Raw genomic sequence first — 14,308 nt, forward strand, 5'->3', positions numbered from 1 at the left:
AGGTCACCTCGGTGGTCTCTGACGAAAGCCTGCGAATCGACCGCGTGTATGAGGGGGCGAGCTATACCGGCACCAACTGGTGCGTGGCGCCCACCTCCGCTCAGTTGAGATCGCTCGCGAAGGACGTCGCTGGGCTAATCGCGCTCTACCAAGCGGTGCCGCAGAGCGCAGCCGATGCCGCCGCGTCCGCCACCGCCGCCTCAAACAGTGCGGCTGCAGCCCTTGCGTCCAAGAATGCCGCGGCAACGAGCGCAACTGCAGCGGCAACGTCTGCGACCGCAGCGGCGACCTCCGAGACCAACGCGTTGGCGTCCAAGAACGCCGCCGCAACATCGGCGACGAACGCCTCTACAAGCGCCACCAACTCCGCCACGTCGGCCACAAACGCGTCGAACAGCGCGACGGCGGCCAACACCAGCAAGACCGCTGCGGCCACGTCTGCGACAAATGCAGGGACCTCAGAGACCAACGCCCTCGCCTCGAAGAACGCGGCGGCCACGTCGGCGACCAATGCGGCCACCAGTGCCACGGCAGCCGCCACGTCGGCCACAAACGCTGCCAGCAGTGCAACCGCCGCCGACGGCAGCAAAACAGCCGCTGCCACGTCCGCCACGAACTCCGCCAACTCGGCGACCGCCTCCGCTGGATCGGCAACGAATGCGGCGAACTCGGCGAGCGCTGCTGCAGGCTCCGCGACCACTGCGAGCACCAAGGCGAGCGACGCGGGCACCAGTGCAACCAACGCCGCGAACAGCGCTGCAGCGGCTGCGGCCAGCGCAGCGAGCATCAACGGCGGCCCGGTGACCTCGGTGAACTCGAAGACAGGCGTGGTCGTGATCAACGCATCCGACGTCGGCCTGGGCAACGTCGCGAACACCGCGCCGGCCAACCTGCCCATTTCGACCGCGACGCAGACCGCGTTGAACCTGAAAGCTGACTCGTCAACGATGACGACCGCTCTGGCCGCGAAGGCGAACCTTGCGACCTCCGTGCAGATCACCGCAGCGACTGGCGCCGCCACGCTGCCCTCGGGCACCACCGCCCAGCGCCCAGCGGCGACCGCCGGCAACCTCCGCTTCAACAATGAAGCCAAGCGATTCGAAGGGGGCAACGGGACGACCTGGGGATCACTGGGCGGCGCAACGGGCGGCGGCAACGACGACGTGTTCTACGAGAACACCAAGACGATCACAGGTGTGTACGTCGGCACCACCGGAAAGAACGCCTCGTCCACCGGACCACTCACCTTCGCCGAGGGCTCGTCGTACACGATCCCAGACGGCTCAACCTGGACAGTAATTTGACTGCAAGCATCAACGGGACCGGCCTGAGCTACGTGGCCGCGTCACCAGCCACGGGCGCCCGTGACCTAAGCATCGCGACGATGCAGAAGTTCGCGGACGAGTTCCAAGTCGCATTCGGCCAGTCTTCCTGGCAGAAGCTGCCCAGCGGACTCATCGTGCAGTGGGGAACCATCACCAACACGTCGGGCTCAGGCGTCACCGTCACATTCCCAATCGCATTTCCCACTGCCGTCCTTGCCATCAGCCTCGGGACAGATACGACCGGCGCCTACCTTCTGACCTACCAGAACAAGTCCAGGACTGCGTTTGCAGCCCAAGGCTGGGTGTGCACGACCGGCTCGCAAATCGGCGTCGCTGGTAGCTGGATAGCAATCGGATACTGACATGACAGCATCTATTCGTGCAGGTACGGCCAACGACGCCTATCTCGGAGTGAACGGGGTCGACCTCGCCAAACTGGACACGACGAACGGGCTCACCCTGATCACCAAGCCTCTGGCCTTCGCCTCGGGCGGCACGGGAGACACAGGCTCCGCTTGGCTCTCGTTCCAGTCCAACCCCTTCCCGCAGGGCGGCGGGTTCGGGGACGCCACGGGCGTCACGTACTACAAGAAGATGGGGCGAACCGTCTGGTTCTACACGTACCTCCAGATCAACAACGTCGGCTCGGCTTCGGGAAGCTTGTACTTCAACTTGCCCTTCCCGTACGCCAACATCGGCGTGTGCACCGGTCGAGAGAACTACTCAACCGGACGGACGCTCGCCGGAATGATGAGTTCTCCCGGGACGCAGCAGGTTGCCGTCTTCAACTACGACAACTCCATTCCCCTCGGTGTCGCCAAGCTCGCTCTGTCAGGGGTCTACGAGGCAACAGCATGAGCAACGTAATCGTTCGCGCCCACCAAGTGGGCATCAGCGCCACAGCCGCCCAGAACTTCACCCTGCAGACCCCGGCAGTCCCCGACGGCACCATGAAGCTCGCACGCGGGCTGAAAGACGCTACGACGCAGGACATCCTCACTGTGGGCACGGATGGCAAGGTGACGTTCAACCAAGGCATCGTGGGGCTGGAGGGCAACGTCAACGGCAACGGCTGGCAGAAGCTGCCCAGCGGCCTAATCCTCGCGTGGGGCACCAATACCCTGCCGACGGCCAATGTAGCGCTCAGCGTCAACTACGGCATCACCTTCCCTCATGCCGCGATCACCGGTTTCGCCACGGTAATCGGAGGCAACTCTTCGGGCTACACACCGGGCGTCCGCCTGGACAGCAACACCTCCTTCAGCCTGTTCTGCACCGCCGCGTACACGGTTTCGTGGCTCGTCATTGGATACTGAAATGCAAATGTACTTTTCGCCCAGCGTCATGGGCTTTTTCTGCGTCGAGGTCCACGGAGACGCGATGCCTGACGACGTGGTCGCCATCAGCAACGAGCTCTACCAGTCCCTCCAGGGCTGGGCGATCCAAGTGGTCGATGGCCTTCCCGCGCGGCTCCCAGCGCCTCCGGTCGACCCCACACCGGCTCTGGTGGCCGCCGTGCAGACCGCGCTCGATGACGGCGCCCGCTCGCGCAACTACGACGACATCGCCACTGCGATTACCTACCGAGGCGACCCGAACCCCAAGTTCGCCGCCGAGGCTGAAGTGTTCTTCGCATGGCGCAGTGCGGCCTGGACTAAGGCGTACGAAATCCTCGCGGAAGTCCAGACCGGCAACCGCGAATTCCCAACCATTCCCGAGGCCCTGGCGCTCCTGCCAGCCCTTGTTCTCCCGGACTCCAATGGCTAACTACATCCCCGTCTCTGCCGCCGCCGCTGACGGCACCGACTTCACGCTGGCGGCCAACGCCGCCACCACGCTCAGCCTGTCGGCGGCTTCGGCTCTTGTGCCGGGATGCGGCGCACTGATCCAGATCAAGTCGGCGGGCGGCTCCTACCAGACCATCGGTCGGCTCGACCGCGACTACCCAGTGCGCGTGCTCCAGGCCACAGGGACGTTCCGTGTGTCGAAGGGCTCGAACCCGGACCTTCCGTTCGGTGTAGAGCGCGACTGATGCTGCCGACCTTTGTGCCGGTGCTGCGTGATCCGCTAACGCCGGTCACGCGCGACGCGGGCGCCACGCCCGTTGCCCTCCCCACGAACTGATTCCAATGACCACCAAGTACCGCATCATGGCCCACGCAGGCCAAGTCACCGCCATCATCTTTGGCCGCGAGCACTCGAACGCCCACGGCGTCGAAGTGGCTGCCGGCGACGCCGATGACCTCGCCGCAGAAATCGAGGCGCTGTGCCCGACTGGCGTAGGCTCGCCCTGGCCGCCGGTTGGCGCCAAGCCCGCCGAGCTGCCCAAACCGGTCCGCAAGCCCAAGGGCAAGGCAGACGCTGAATCCAACGAGCCCGCTGCGTGACCCCGTTCAACGACATCTGGAAGGCCCTGGCCGTCCTGGCTGGCATCGGCGTCTTCATTGCCATCGGTAAGCTGCTGGTGAGCGATGAGAAGTTCTCCTGGCGCCTCGCAATCGGGCGCTCCATCGTCAGCGCAGGCCTCGCGGTTGCTGCTGGCTCCATCGTTGCCTTCATCCCCGGCGTCTCCATGCTGGGCATCGTGGGCCTCGCCGCAGCCACTGCGGTGCTGGGTGAGCAGTTCCTCGAACGCCTCATCCACGAGAAGGTCACCGGGGGCGCGTGAGCCTCCGGGTCCGCAGGGCTCGGCCAAGTGACGCCGAGACCCTACGGGCTCTTCACACCCTGACGTTCCCCATGGACGAACACGAGGACTACCTCGTGGGCGCGTGGTGGATCGTCTGGGACGGTAAGGAGCCCGTTGCCTTCTGCGGCTACCGCGCCGCCGTCACTGAACCCAATACCGCCTACCTCAGCCGCTGCGGCGTCCTCGCATCCCATCGGGGCCGTGGCATTCAGAAGAAGCTGCTGCAGGTCCGGCTGCGCCGCATCAAGGCGCTGCGCTTCAACAGCGCGATCTCCACGACCTATCTGAACACCGTCAGCGCAAACAACCTGATTCGCGCTGGCTTCCGCCTGTACGACCCCCGCGCCCCCTGGGGCAGCCCGGGGACGTGCTACTGGCGCAAGGAATTTCCATGACCGAACCTGACAACAACGAGCCGGCGATCCGCGCCGCCTTCGAAGCCGCGCTGATCAAGGGCTTGAAGGGCGAGCCGCTGACCAACAAGGACGGCGCCGTCGTGGATGCGAACGGCGAAGTGCTCCTGGGCGCCCCGGACGCCTCCTTCCTCTCCGTAGTCCGCGCGTACCTCAAGGACCTTAAGGGCCCTGACGGCGCACCCAAAGCGCCGCAGACTGGCAAGCCGCGCGATGGCGGCCTGCTCGACAACTACCTGAAGGGGGCGGGCAAAGGCCTGCCCTTCGGTCGCCCGCAGTGAGCCACCCTTGGTGGTGGGACCACGAGGACCCCGTGCTTGCGGACTTCCGCAACATGGCTTACCTCATCTGGGACCACCTAGCTCTCCCTGCGCCCACGCCCGCGCAGTACGAGATCGCCTACTTCCTCCAGCACGGCTGGGCGGGGTACGGCCAGGACAAACGCGGCGACTACTTCCACTGGTTCGGCGATGAGGAAGCCGAGCCTGACCGCACCAACGTCACACGTCTCGCCGAGCCGCACGTCTTCCGCGAGGACGTCCTAGAGGCGTTCCGTGGCATCGGCAAGTCTTACCTAACCTCCGGCTTCGCTCTATGGCGCCTGGAGCGCCGGCCCTACGACGAGAAGATTCTGGTGGTCTCGGCCTCGGGCACGAAGGCCAAGGAGTTCGTCTCGATGACGAAGACGCTCCTTAACACCATGGACCGCTTCGAGCACCTGCGGTCGTACGGCGAGCGCCGGGACACCGCCTATGCGTTCGACGTGGCCGGCGCCAGCATCTCGCAGTCGCCCTCCGTGAAGGCAGCCGGTATCACCGGCCAGATCACAGGTTCCCGGGCCACTCTCATCATCGCGGACGACATCGAGGTCACCGACAACTCGAGAACTGTCGAGGCACGCGAGCGCCTCCTGGCGAAGACCAATGAGTTCTCCGCGATCAAGGTGACTGGTGGGGCCGACGTGATCTGCCTGGGCACCCCCCAGACCGAAGAGTCGATCTACACCAACCTGATCAAGAACCAGGGCTACATGGGCTGGATTCTCCCGGCCCGCTTCCCGACGGCGGACAAGCGAGACAGCTACCGCATCACCCGCGAAGGCGGGCTGGTCCTTGACTGCCTGTGCCCATGGGCTCGCAAGGTCGACCAAGATCCCCTGTTGGCCTGGAAGCCCACGGACCCGGAGCGCTTCAACGAGTTTGAGCTGCTCAACCGCGAGAGCAAGGGCCGGGCGTACTTCGCGCTGCAGTTCCAGCTCGACACGTCGCTGAGCGACGCGGAGCGCTACCCACTCAAGCTGCGCGACCTGATCGTGATCCACCTCGACACGGCAGCGAAGAACCCCAAGGCCCCCAGCGGACTCGTGTGGGGACCGGACTCCCAATCGAAGAACCGCAGGGACGACCTGCCGGTCGCCGGATTCTCAGGTGACCACTGGCTGGGCCCGATGTTCGTGGACCCGGTTTGGGCCACCTACGAGCAAGCGGTGATGTTCGTTGACCCATCGGGTCGCGGCGCCGACGAGACGGCCTGGGCGGTCGTGAAGGTCCTCAACGGCCTCATGTACGTCGTGGAGGTCGACGGGTTCGCTGGCGATCCCGGCGAGGCCATGGTCCGCCTGGCCCTCTGCGCCAAGCGGCACAACGTGGCGGAGATCGTGGTCGAGCCGAATTTCGCAGGCGGTGTTTGGATCAACGCCTTCCAGCCTGTTCTGGCAAAGGCTTGGCCCCCTCTCCCTCCACCACAAGGCAAGCCCGGCGACACCGCAGGCTGCTCAGTGATCGAAAGCGAATGGGCCAAGGGGCAGAAAGAGCAGCGAATCATCGACACGCTGGAGCCCGTCATGACGACGCACCGCTTGATCTTCAATGAGTCTGTGGCCCGCGATGACCAACTCTGCTACCAGCTTACGCACATCAGCCGCGAGCGGGGCTCATTGACGCACGATGACCGCGTTGACGCCTTGGCCGGCGCCGTGTCTCACCTCCAGCGCGTCCTTGCTCAGGACGTGCAGCAGGCGAAGAGCGACATGGAGGAGAGCTGGAAGGAAGAAGAGCTGGAGCGTGTCCTTCGAGCCCATGAGCGCATGGGGCGTGGAGCGCCCCGGGGAACCATCTGGTCGGTCCATGAGGACGAGGACGGCGAGAAGCGCGAGGTCATGCGGGTGAGCTTCTAGGAGCCCCTCGGGAAGCTCCAAGCACCCCTCGGCTCACCTGGGGCCGCTTGGGGGCTCCTGGGGGCCTTTGCGCCCCTTGGGGAGCGCGAAGCCGATCACTGCGATCACGACGAAGACGATGCACGGGATCAGGAAGGGAGAGCTGGGGGAAGCCGGGAATGTCAAGGCGGTCCCGAGCAGTCCCAGGAAGATGAGCAGGTACTTGAGGAAGGTCATTGCTTGCGGGTGTCGAGGGGAGGCTTTGGAGACGCATTCCGCTGCAGTTCCAAAAGCGTGTGTTCGATGACCTCGTCCGGCAAGTCCGTGCCGTCGGGAATCGTGCAGACGACACGAAGGGCTTGGAGATTCGCCACGGCTCTCACGAACGCGGCCTGCACATCGTTCGCGTCCGCCGCTGGATAGCCTTCAGGTGGGCGCAGCGTATTCCTCAGCAGCTCGCAAGAGGCCTCCCAAGACGTGAGGAGCAGCTGACGGGCTTGCGAGGAAGTTAGCGACATCCCGCGATTATCACTCCCGCCAGCGCCTTAAATTTTTTCCCAAAAATCCGTGACCAGTGCTGGCGCACCCCCCGCGCGGCCAAGCGCCCCCATGCCGCCCCTCGCGTTCCTGGCCGATCAGATCGGAGCCGGGGCGGCGGGTGCCACCCTGGGGCCGCTGCGCCCGTGCACAGTGGACACAGCTAGGGGACACAGTGGGTCTCAGCACGCACCGCGCTCCCTCTAGCGGGCAAGGTTGCAACCATCGGATTAGGAATCCTATGGCGGGCGCATCCCTGCGCATCGTTGGGGGTGTGGGCGGGCACGGGCGACAGCGGCGGCCCTGCGGCGCCGGCCCTTCAGTGGCTTTCGTTGGGCATGCGTGCACCTGCGAGCCACTGTTTTTATGCATGTGGCCTGCGGGCCGGCGACTCCCAGCGCCTCCCAGTGACTCACAGCAAGCGATAGGGGGCACTGTGCCCGCTGGGTGCGCCTACGCCCTGCCCTGCGCGGCTCACGGGCCTTGCGGGCCGTCCTATCGCGTCGCCGTGCCATCGCGGTATGCGCGGGGAGCGTGGCGACGCGCCTAAACCCGATTGGAATCGTGGGGAGCGTGGCGAATGTCAGTCTTTTTTCACGTTTTCTTTCAGCACCCTATTGACTCATGCTAGTTTCCTGTGCATCATTCAGTCCGTTGGTTGCAAAGAACGTCCCTCTTCAGGCTGTGCCGGGGGCAAGTAGGGCAACAAACAAGCGGATCGAATAGGGCTTGACAAACGTAAGTAACTCATGCTACATTTCATCCACGGTTGAGAAACCAGACGGACACGGCGAAACAGACAGAGACATGGGATGGATAGGCCCTACTGACTGTTAAACCAAACCCGACAAAGCCCTTGAGGCGGCCATCGAGCCATCGCGCCCTTTAACAATCTATAGATCCGTCTTTTTTTTGGCTTGCATGTAGCATGACTTGCTAACGTGCATAGCCCAATGCTTCGCTTGTCGGGGCATTGGTCTATCAACGCAAAGGAGCCCAAGAAATGAAAAACGAATTCGACGCGAACCAAGCATTGCAACGGCCCGCTATCCCCAAAGGATGGTTGCCCACTGCAGCCGAGTTAGCCCGCGCTGCACAGCGCAAATAGTGACTCAATCGCAAGCCTCGCGGGTCGGGGCTTGCATGGATTCACTCACTCAAGAACCATGAAAGAAAGAAAGCCCACGGGTTACGTGATCTATCGCGGCCCGTCGTTATTAGATGGCTCGCCCATCGTTGCTATTGCGCTGGTGCACAGCACCAATGCAAAGACCGGGGATATGGTGCAAACCTACATCCTTCGGGCTGACGAGAATCCGCTTCAGGCCATGATGGCCGGGCGCGATGCCGCGATCTGTGGCGACTGCAAGCACCGGCCCAGCACTGGCGGCGCGTGCTATGTCAACGTAGGCCAGGGCCCGAATGCCGTCTATAAGGCGCTGGAGCGTGGCAACTACCCGGACGCGACCCCTGAGGCAGTCGGCCTGATGGTCGCAGGACGCATGGTGAGGCTCGGGACGTATGGCGACCCTGCAGCCGTCCCTGTGCACGTTTGGCAATGGCTGGTGGCGCAGGCCGCAGGCCGCACCGGCTACACACACCAATGGCGCAATGAGGCGTTGGCCGGCGAGCACGTGGCGCACCTCATGGACCTTGTCATGGCCTCGTGCGACTCTGAGGCTGAGGCTGACGAAGCGCGGGCCATGGGCTACCGTTACTTTCGAGTCCGCGCCAATGGCGGCGCTGTGGCCCGTGGTGAGTTCATCTGCCCGGCTTCGAATGAGGCAGGCAAGCGCAAAACCTGCTCCACCTGCGGCGCCTGCGACGGCAGCGAGCGCGGCGCCCTCAAGGCCTCTCCCACCATCATCGTGCACGGCGCGAAGGCCCGGCGATTCATCGCTATTGCTGCGGCCTGAAGTAGCACGAGTTGATAACGTACACAGTGTCAGCTACTGCCCATGGTGAGCCGTGGGCAGTGTCAGCCGCTGTGGCTGTTTCTGGAGTTCCACCCATGCTGATTCCCGCATCCCTGCGCAAGCTGCGCATCGTCGTTCCCACCTCGCTGCACGACCTGCAGCACAAGGGCGAGCACTTCTTCCACATGGCCTACCTGGGCTTCACCTACGTGGAGGGCCACGGGTGGCACTGCCGCGCCGCCGGCATGCTGTTCATGTTCGTGTTCGCTGGCGTCTTCGTGGCCCATGGTGAGGTCGCGGAATGAGGCGCCGGGAGCTTGTGAAGGCTGATCGCGCCGTGGTGCGCTTGATCATCATGGCGGGCCTTCTAGCCGGCTTCTTCGTCGGTGAGTCCATGGCTCTGAAGTTGAGCCTTGCGACCAACCTCATTTGGCTCTGGGAACTCTGATGTTCTGCACCGCCTGCTTCTCTCTCATGGCCGGCATCCCGCTCGCCATCGTCCTCTGGTCCGCCCTCACGGGGCGCGACGTCCCCCTTTGACAGCTACAGCTACAGGCCCTTCACGGGGGCCTGTGTCGGTCGCTGTTGACCGGAAACACACAAGGAACCCGAATGTCCCTCTCCCCTAAAGCGCAGGCGCAAGCCGCGTGGGAAGCCGCCGCGCTGGCCGAGCGCTCGCATACGGCGCATGTCAACGAAGTGCATCCCGGTGAATACCTGGAGGCCCAGGAAGCCGCGCTTGTCCACGGAATCGACGTGGCGCACCTGGAGCCCGAATACCTCGTACTCGAATGAGGCACTGATGCAACTGAATCGCACCACCACCGAACAACGCCAGCTCGAAGACCTGTCGCACTCCCTGCATTACCTGAGCGATGACCGCATCGGGCACTTATTAACCACGGCATCGCCTGCCGTTGCCCGCCTGCTCCACGAGGAACGCGAACGCCGGTACGAAGCGCTGCGCGAGACCTGCGACCTCGAAATTTGAAAGCCCTGCCGCGTGCCCTGTGAGGCACGCGAGAGCGCTTTTGCTCTAAACCGGAGGCCCACCATGACCCCTGATATGCACGCGGCCCTTTGTGCCGTTCAAACCGTCGCCCGAGCCAATGGCCGGGACTGGAAGCACGCACTGAGCGTCGCGTGGGCCACTGGGGCCTATTGGCGGCTAAAGGGCATCGTATCGAACAGTGACCCGCTTTGCGGCCTGCTGCAAGGCGTTCGCAATTCGCCGGCCTGGGGCCCGGGGTCACGCTTCTGGGAGACCGTGAAGCTCGATGCCGCCAAGCGTCTGGAATGGCGCGATGAAGTCGACGATATGAGGCACACCCTGATCGATGGATGACACTCTTTTGGGCGTTTGGCCGGGCGCATCAGGCATTCCCGACGTAAGCCTGTGCTCACCGAAACCACTGGATGAACTTACAGTACGATACAGCCTCGCCCCAGCACGGGGCCGCTGGTATCCCGGACTTCCTACGGCGCATCTGCCGACCCGGAGACCTGCGCAAGCGCACAGAAAGTGGCTTGTTGTGACTCTCTCGCACTGATCGCCTCTACGGCATCCACCGGCCTCTAGGCCCACCACGACGAAACGAAAAACCGCAGGCCCTGCCCTGTTGGCTTCGTCACGTCCCTACGACCTTCAACAGCTCGAATGCAAGCCTCTATGCAGGGGTTTGCGTGGGCGCTGTTGCCCTGTCCTGAAAGACGTTGCTCCATGACTGCTCTCGCACTCCAAACCATCAACCACGAACGCGCCGTAGGCGCCATCGCCTCCCCAATCCTGCTGCAGAACGCCGAGAACGCGGTGCGCCGCTCGTCGATCCAGCGCCGCCTGCACGGTCTGCACGGCGAGACCATTGACCGTAGCGACTACCGCAGCCTCTTGACCGCCGCTGCGGCAATCACGGGAACGCTGTGCGCCGTCACCTTCGCCAAGGATGACGGATCGCCCCGCACCATGGTTTGCCAGCCCTGCCCCGAGGCGGACGACACCCGCCGCTACATGACCGTGTGGGACGTTGAGGCCGCCGACTACCGGCGCGTGAACCTCGACGGCATCGTGAAGGTGACCCTCGAAACGAACTGCGTCCCGCGCGGTATCCGCCCCCTCTGAAAGCTTCAAGCACAAGCCTCGCGAGCCGGGGTTTGTCTGGACGCTTTTGTCCTGAACCGGAGAACATCCATGATCGTTTACGAAGCGCATAACGCTGAGGCCACCAAGGCCTTCGGCACGCTCGCTGAGGCGCACGAGTGGTGCAAGTCGACCTGCGAGTCCGTGTTCCGTGGAGGCTGTCGCATCACCCAGGCTGACGTCGCAACCGACAAGGCCAACATCTTGCGCCTGCTCAATGCGGCCGGCGGCACGCACGTGTACACCGGGCGCCAGTGGAAGTTGACCAATCGCGGCGGCCTCACTGAGATTCAAGGGGAGGATGAATGAGCACAGCCGCCGCCTGCCTCTTCATCTACGGCTGCCTGTTCGGCTATCTGCTGGCGAAAGGCGGCCTATGAACAGCACCGAAGCCCTGGCCCTCGCACGACTGGCCGACCCGGAGGTCTCCAAGCTCATTGAAGACACATCGGGCTGGCCCTGCGTCTCCTTCGACCGTTACGCGTCGATGTGTTTGCTTGGCTTTGCAGACCGAGCACTGGACGCCAAGGAGCCCCTTTGAGCCAAAAAGAGCATGAATGGCTACCGCCCTATCAACCTACAAGTTCGAAGGCTGTACAGGCCGCCCAGGGGCCTTCCGTGGTCATCAGGCCACACGAGGTTTTCAACCCGAGCTGGGGCCTTATCCAGGCGCCATGTTCCGGTCAAACAGGCACCCTGATTTGGCGAGGCGACTACAGCGGCGTGGTGCGCTTGGCCGATGACACGACGATCTGGGTGCCCCTCACGCACCTCAATGAGGCCTGAGAAATGTCCACAAAGCAGAGAGCTTGATTGTGTACCTGAGGTGTATAGGTACTAAAGGTCTAAGAGATACATAGGACCTTCCTGAGAGTCTTAGGACTCTCAAGAGCGTCTTGCCCCGGGGCTACTGAATTTGTTGCAGAAGTGTGACAACGGACTGATTTAGTAGACCCAATGTGGTGCGCAGGTAGCACGAATCCACCACTCGCTTTTTAAACTAGCGGGTATCCATTACATTTCAGACGCTAACGTGAACTATGAGCACCTACACAACTTGAAAGGTTGAGAAATGACTGTCCCCGTGTCTAACACCGCCCGAATCATGCGCAAGCGGTTCGGAGCATGGCTGAAGGAGGCTCGCGAGCAAGTGGGCCTGACGCAACTGGACCTTGCTGCACTTCTGGACTACGCCTACCCGACGACGATTTCACAGATCGAACGCGGCGCTGCTGCACTGCCACCCGGCGAACTCCACCGCTGGGCCGAGGCCATCCGCCTCACACCTAAAAAAGTGGCTGAAACCTACCTCTACTACACCGAGCCGTTCCTCTACGCGGCTCTCCACGGCAAAGACCCATATGCTCTCGAAAAACTTCCACGTCCTGAGCCCGTCCTTATGCGACGGTCGTCCCGAACTGGCCCAAAGCCTTCTTGACCACCTGCGCGAGACCGGCGCCACCATCACCGAGGACGCGACCGACGAGTCCAATCCCTGGTTCTCTTGGACGTGGTGTGACAGCGAAGACCTCACCATCACCCTCTGGCCTCACGAGGCCGTCCTGGGGCGCTACAACGTGCCCCGCCTCATCGCAGTCCCTCTCGCTGCGGTGAGCGCCCTGCTCTCCGCCGCCGTAAACATGGCGCCTACTGTGGCGAGCACGGGCTTCCTGAACTAACCCCTAAGGAGCAAACCATGACCGTGTTCAAGCGGCCTGAATCCGCCGTATGGCACTGCAAGTTCTCGCTGCTCGGTGTGCAGGTCCGTGAGTCCACGGGGTGCACCCTGAAGACCGACGCTCTGGCCTGGGAGGTCAAGCGCCGTCAGCAAATCCGTGAGGACGTCGAAGCCGCCCGCCAGGGCCGCTCCCGCATGACGCTGTACGCGCTCGCGGAGTCCTGGCTGAGCGCGAGCGAGCTGACCCACGTCGATCACCGCAACAACATCAGCCGTGTCCGCAAGCTGTTCGGTGACGAGTTCCGCCCGGACGGTCGCGGCGGCTGGCAACTCACCGTCGGCGGGCGCTACGGACTGTCGCGCGAGCTTGCCGTCCAGGACCTGTCTCAGCGCGACCTCGTCGACCTCAAGGCGGCTCGTTTGAAAGAAGGAGTCTCCCCGGCCACAGTGAATCGCGAGATGGCGCTGGTGCAGACGCTGATCGGCTATGCCAAGTCGCTGAACGTGGTCACGCCGAACCCGCCAATCGTGTTCAGCCATGGCCGCAACAAAGCCGCGAGCCTGAAGATGCCCGAGCGCCGGGGCAAGCTGCGCTGGCTGCGCCCCGCCGAGGAAGACAGACTGCTCGCCAGCCTGCGCGAAGAAGCCGACGCACGTGAGCACGACCAGTCGGCTATTGATGCCTACTGCCTCGTTATGTTCCTGCTGGATACCGGCGCCCGGTACAACGAAGTCGCGAAGGTCCGGTGGAACAAGATCGACCTCAAGGCCGGCACCATCAATCTGTACCGAGGCAAGGTGGACAACGAAGGCGTGCTGACCCTGCCGCAGCGCACCTTGCGCATGCTCAAGGACCGCAAAGAGTCGATGGAAGGCCTGGGGTTCGGATACGTGTTCCCGGCCCTTAAAGGCCGCGCATGGAAGCCTGGGGTCGACATGCCACGTGGTCACTCCACTAAGTCGATCCAGAGGCACATCGATGCATGCGGACTCAACGCTGACGAGAGCGAAGACCGCGTCACGCCGCACACCTTCCGCGACACCTTCGCAGCCAAGCTGGTCCAGGCCGGCGTCTCGCTACTCAAGGTGTCCAAACTGCTCGGCCACGCCACGGTTGTGATGACGCAGAAGTACGCGCACCTGTCGCCGGAAGCCACCGGAGCCGAAGCCGCCGCAGTGATCGACCGCCTGCATGCTGAGAAATATCCACAAGGTGACGACCTTAACGCCGGAGCCAGTGGACACAGTTTGGGACACAGTGGCACCGGACACAGTTCGCGACTCGTGCTACATGACCAGATGAAAAAACGCCAAGTGCCTGCGGCAAATGACGATTTTCAGAGTTCGCTGGTAGGACGTACTGGATTCGAACCAGTGACCAACGGATTAAAAGTCCGCTGCTCTACCAACTGAGCTAACGTCCCGGAACCATTTTTATTGCTTCTTGCCGACGTTGAA

At 63.2% G+C, this 14,308-nt stretch carries 22 protein-coding genes, 1 tRNA gene and 1 pseudogene; 21 read left to right on the forward strand and 3 right to left on the reverse strand.

Features of this window, described 5'->3' with window-relative positions:
- Positions 1 to 145: 145 nt before the first annotated feature.
- Complete coding sequence (locus QTI51_RS09615) at positions 146 to 841, reverse strand: hypothetical protein (RefSeq protein ID WP_286515901.1); 696 nt, start codon at positions 839 to 841, stop codon at positions 146 to 148.
- Between QTI51_RS09615 and QTI51_RS09620 the strand changes: the two genes are divergently transcribed.
- The 11 genes from QTI51_RS09620 to terL all read left to right on the forward strand — a co-directional run bounded on the left by QTI51_RS09620 (position 834) and on the right by terL (position 6,603).
- A complete protein-coding gene (locus QTI51_RS09620) occupies positions 834 to 1,304 on the forward strand; it encodes a hypothetical protein (protein WP_286515900.1) in 471 nt (156 codons plus the stop codon). The genes QTI51_RS09615 and QTI51_RS09620 overlap by 8 nt on opposite strands.
- A gap of 80 nt (positions 1,305 to 1,384) precedes the next feature.
- Complete coding sequence (locus QTI51_RS09625; protein ID WP_286515899.1) at positions 1,385 to 1,687, forward strand: gp53-like domain-containing protein; 303 nt, start codon at positions 1,385 to 1,387, stop codon at positions 1,685 to 1,687.
- A gap of 1 nt (position 1,688) precedes the next feature.
- Positions 1,689 to 2,183: a hypothetical protein gene (locus QTI51_RS09630; protein ID WP_286515898.1), complete on the forward strand. Its 495-nt coding sequence runs from the start codon at positions 1,689 to 1,691 to the stop codon at positions 2,181 to 2,183.
- A complete protein-coding gene (locus QTI51_RS09635; RefSeq protein WP_286515897.1) occupies positions 2,180 to 2,641 on the forward strand; it encodes a gp53-like domain-containing protein in 462 nt (153 codons plus the stop codon). The genes QTI51_RS09630 and QTI51_RS09635 overlap by 4 nt, the downstream gene beginning before the upstream one ends.
- A gap of 1 nt (position 2,642) precedes the next feature.
- Complete coding sequence (locus QTI51_RS09640; protein WP_286547603.1) at positions 2,643 to 3,092, forward strand: hypothetical protein; 450 nt, start codon at positions 2,643 to 2,645, stop codon at positions 3,090 to 3,092.
- Complete coding sequence (locus tag QTI51_RS09645; protein WP_286515895.1) at positions 3,085 to 3,357, forward strand: hypothetical protein; 273 nt, start codon at positions 3,085 to 3,087, stop codon at positions 3,355 to 3,357. Before QTI51_RS09640 ends, QTI51_RS09645 begins: the two co-directional genes overlap by 8 nt.
- A gap of 97 nt (positions 3,358 to 3,454) precedes the next feature.
- Positions 3,455 to 3,712 (forward strand): hypothetical protein, encoded by a 258-nt coding sequence (locus tag QTI51_RS09650; protein ID WP_286515894.1) that lies wholly within the window; start codon positions 3,455 to 3,457, stop codon positions 3,710 to 3,712.
- Complete coding sequence (locus QTI51_RS09655) at positions 3,709 to 3,993, forward strand: phage holin family protein (protein ID WP_286515893.1); 285 nt, start codon at positions 3,709 to 3,711, stop codon at positions 3,991 to 3,993. The genes QTI51_RS09650 and QTI51_RS09655 overlap by 4 nt, the downstream gene beginning before the upstream one ends.
- Positions 3,994 to 4,064: 71 nt before the next feature.
- Positions 4,065 to 4,409 (forward strand): GNAT family N-acetyltransferase, encoded by a 345-nt coding sequence (locus tag QTI51_RS09660; RefSeq protein WP_286515892.1) that lies wholly within the window; start codon positions 4,065 to 4,067, stop codon positions 4,407 to 4,409.
- Positions 4,406 to 4,708, forward strand: a complete 303-nt coding sequence (locus QTI51_RS09665) for a hypothetical protein (RefSeq protein WP_286515891.1) — start codon at positions 4,406 to 4,408, stop codon at positions 4,706 to 4,708. Before QTI51_RS09660 ends, QTI51_RS09665 begins: the two co-directional genes overlap by 4 nt.
- Before the next feature lie 53 nt (positions 4,709 to 4,761).
- Positions 4,762 to 6,603, forward strand: a complete 1,842-nt coding sequence (terL, locus tag QTI51_RS09670) for a phage terminase large subunit (protein WP_286515890.1) — start codon at positions 4,762 to 4,764, stop codon at positions 6,601 to 6,603.
- Positions 6,604 to 6,636: 33 nt separating this feature from the next.
- Here the strand turns inward: terL and QTI51_RS09675 are convergent, their stop codons facing one another.
- Entirely contained in the window at positions 6,637 to 6,819 is a 183-nt protein-coding gene (locus tag QTI51_RS09675) for a hypothetical protein (RefSeq protein WP_286515889.1), read from the reverse strand.
- Positions 6,820 to 8,285: 1,466 nt separating this feature from the next.
- On the opposite strand from QTI51_RS09675, the gene QTI51_RS09680 reads away from it, so the two are divergent.
- The 10 genes and pseudogenes from QTI51_RS09680 to QTI51_RS38930 form a co-directional block, all read left to right on the forward strand.
- Entirely contained in the window at positions 8,286 to 9,035 is a 750-nt protein-coding gene (locus tag QTI51_RS09680) for a hypothetical protein (protein WP_286515888.1), read from the forward strand.
- 95 nt (positions 9,036 to 9,130) lie between these two features.
- Positions 9,131 to 9,340, forward strand: a complete 210-nt coding sequence (locus QTI51_RS09685; protein WP_286515887.1) for a hypothetical protein — start codon at positions 9,131 to 9,133, stop codon at positions 9,338 to 9,340.
- Positions 9,341 to 9,647: 307 nt separating this feature from the next.
- Positions 9,648 to 9,830 (forward strand): hypothetical protein, encoded by a 183-nt coding sequence (locus QTI51_RS09690; RefSeq protein ID WP_286515886.1) that lies wholly within the window; start codon positions 9,648 to 9,650, stop codon positions 9,828 to 9,830.
- 7 nt (positions 9,831 to 9,837) lie between these two features.
- A complete protein-coding gene (locus tag QTI51_RS09695) occupies positions 9,838 to 10,026 on the forward strand; it encodes a hypothetical protein (RefSeq protein WP_286515885.1) in 189 nt (62 codons plus the stop codon).
- Between the two features lie 63 nt (positions 10,027 to 10,089).
- Positions 10,090 to 10,380 carry a hypothetical protein gene (locus tag QTI51_RS09700; RefSeq protein WP_286515884.1) on the forward strand — a complete coding sequence of 97 codons (291 nt, stop codon included), beginning with the start codon at positions 10,090 to 10,092 and terminating at the stop codon, positions 10,378 to 10,380.
- A gap of 375 nt (positions 10,381 to 10,755) precedes the next feature.
- Positions 10,756 to 11,154, forward strand: a complete 399-nt coding sequence (locus tag QTI51_RS09705; protein ID WP_286515883.1) for a hypothetical protein — start codon at positions 10,756 to 10,758, stop codon at positions 11,152 to 11,154.
- 69 nt (positions 11,155 to 11,223) lie between these two features.
- Complete coding sequence (locus QTI51_RS09710) at positions 11,224 to 11,481, forward strand: hypothetical protein (protein WP_286515882.1); 258 nt, start codon at positions 11,224 to 11,226, stop codon at positions 11,479 to 11,481.
- Positions 11,482 to 11,548: 67 nt separating this feature from the next.
- On the forward strand, positions 11,549 to 11,713 hold the full coding sequence (locus QTI51_RS09715) for a hypothetical protein (protein WP_286515881.1): 165 nt from the start codon (positions 11,549 to 11,551) through the stop codon (positions 11,711 to 11,713).
- A gap of 531 nt (positions 11,714 to 12,244) precedes the next feature.
- The gene (locus QTI51_RS09720) at positions 12,245 to 12,610 is read left to right on the forward strand and encodes a helix-turn-helix domain-containing protein (protein ID WP_286547605.1); all 366 of its coding nucleotides are present in this window, start codon (positions 12,245 to 12,247) and stop codon (positions 12,608 to 12,610) included.
- A gap of 807 nt (positions 12,611 to 13,417) precedes the next feature.
- Positions 13,418 to 13,939 (forward strand): annotated as a pseudogene (locus tag QTI51_RS38930) (tyrosine-type recombinase/integrase); the annotation flags it as partial.
- 259 nt (positions 13,940 to 14,198) lie between these two features.
- On the opposite strand, the gene QTI51_RS09730 reads toward QTI51_RS38930, so the two are convergent.
- Positions 14,199 to 14,274: transfer RNA gene (locus QTI51_RS09730), tRNA-Lys, on the reverse strand.
- Positions 14,275 to 14,308 lie beyond the last annotated feature (34 nt).

This window comes from Variovorax sp. J22G73 (assembly GCF_030317035.1).
In the GTDB taxonomy this organism is placed as follows: Bacteria; Pseudomonadota; Gammaproteobacteria; order Burkholderiales; family Burkholderiaceae_C; genus Variovorax.

Excerpts from the sequence above, each read along its gene's own strand:
- QTI51_RS09625 (WP_286515899.1), top strand. The coding sequence starts at position 1,385 with ATGCAGAAGTTCGCGGACGAGTTCCAAGTCGCATTCGGCCAGTCTTCC.
- QTI51_RS09630 (WP_286515898.1), top strand. The coding sequence starts at position 1,689 with ATGACAGCATCTATTCGTGCAGGTACGGCCAACGACGCCTATCTCGGA.
- QTI51_RS09635 (WP_286515897.1), top strand. The coding sequence starts at position 2,180 with ATGAGCAACGTAATCGTTCGCGCCCACCAAGTGGGCATCAGCGCCACA.
- QTI51_RS09640 (WP_286547603.1), top strand. The coding sequence starts at position 2,643 with ATGCAAATGTACTTTTCGCCCAGCGTCATGGGCTTTTTCTGCGTCGAG.
- QTI51_RS09645 (WP_286515895.1), top strand. The coding sequence starts at position 3,085 with ATGGCTAACTACATCCCCGTCTCTGCCGCCGCCGCTGACGGCACCGAC.
- QTI51_RS09650 (WP_286515894.1), top strand. The coding sequence starts at position 3,455 with ATGACCACCAAGTACCGCATCATGGCCCACGCAGGCCAAGTCACCGCC.
- QTI51_RS09660 (WP_286515892.1), top strand. The coding sequence starts at position 4,065 with ATGGACGAACACGAGGACTACCTCGTGGGCGCGTGGTGGATCGTCTGG.
- QTI51_RS09665 (WP_286515891.1), top strand. The coding sequence starts at position 4,406 with ATGACCGAACCTGACAACAACGAGCCGGCGATCCGCGCCGCCTTCGAA.
- terL (WP_286515890.1), top strand. The coding sequence starts at position 4,762 with ATGGCTTACCTCATCTGGGACCACCTAGCTCTCCCTGCGCCCACGCCC.
- QTI51_RS09675 (WP_286515889.1), bottom strand. The coding sequence starts at position 6,819 with ATGACCTTCCTCAAGTACCTGCTCATCTTCCTGGGACTGCTCGGGACC.
- QTI51_RS09680 (WP_286515888.1), top strand. The coding sequence starts at position 8,286 with ATGAAAGAAAGAAAGCCCACGGGTTACGTGATCTATCGCGGCCCGTCG.
- QTI51_RS09685 (WP_286515887.1), top strand. The coding sequence starts at position 9,131 with ATGCTGATTCCCGCATCCCTGCGCAAGCTGCGCATCGTCGTTCCCACC.
- QTI51_RS09690 (WP_286515886.1), top strand. The coding sequence starts at position 9,648 with ATGTCCCTCTCCCCTAAAGCGCAGGCGCAAGCCGCGTGGGAAGCCGCC.
- QTI51_RS09695 (WP_286515885.1), top strand. The coding sequence starts at position 9,838 with ATGCAACTGAATCGCACCACCACCGAACAACGCCAGCTCGAAGACCTG.
- QTI51_RS09700 (WP_286515884.1), top strand. The coding sequence starts at position 10,090 with ATGACCCCTGATATGCACGCGGCCCTTTGTGCCGTTCAAACCGTCGCC.
- QTI51_RS09705 (WP_286515883.1), top strand. The coding sequence starts at position 10,756 with ATGACTGCTCTCGCACTCCAAACCATCAACCACGAACGCGCCGTAGGC.
- QTI51_RS09710 (WP_286515882.1), top strand. The coding sequence starts at position 11,224 with ATGATCGTTTACGAAGCGCATAACGCTGAGGCCACCAAGGCCTTCGGC.
- QTI51_RS09715 (WP_286515881.1), top strand. The coding sequence starts at position 11,549 with ATGAACAGCACCGAAGCCCTGGCCCTCGCACGACTGGCCGACCCGGAG.
- QTI51_RS09720 (WP_286547605.1), top strand. The coding sequence starts at position 12,245 with ATGACTGTCCCCGTGTCTAACACCGCCCGAATCATGCGCAAGCGGTTC.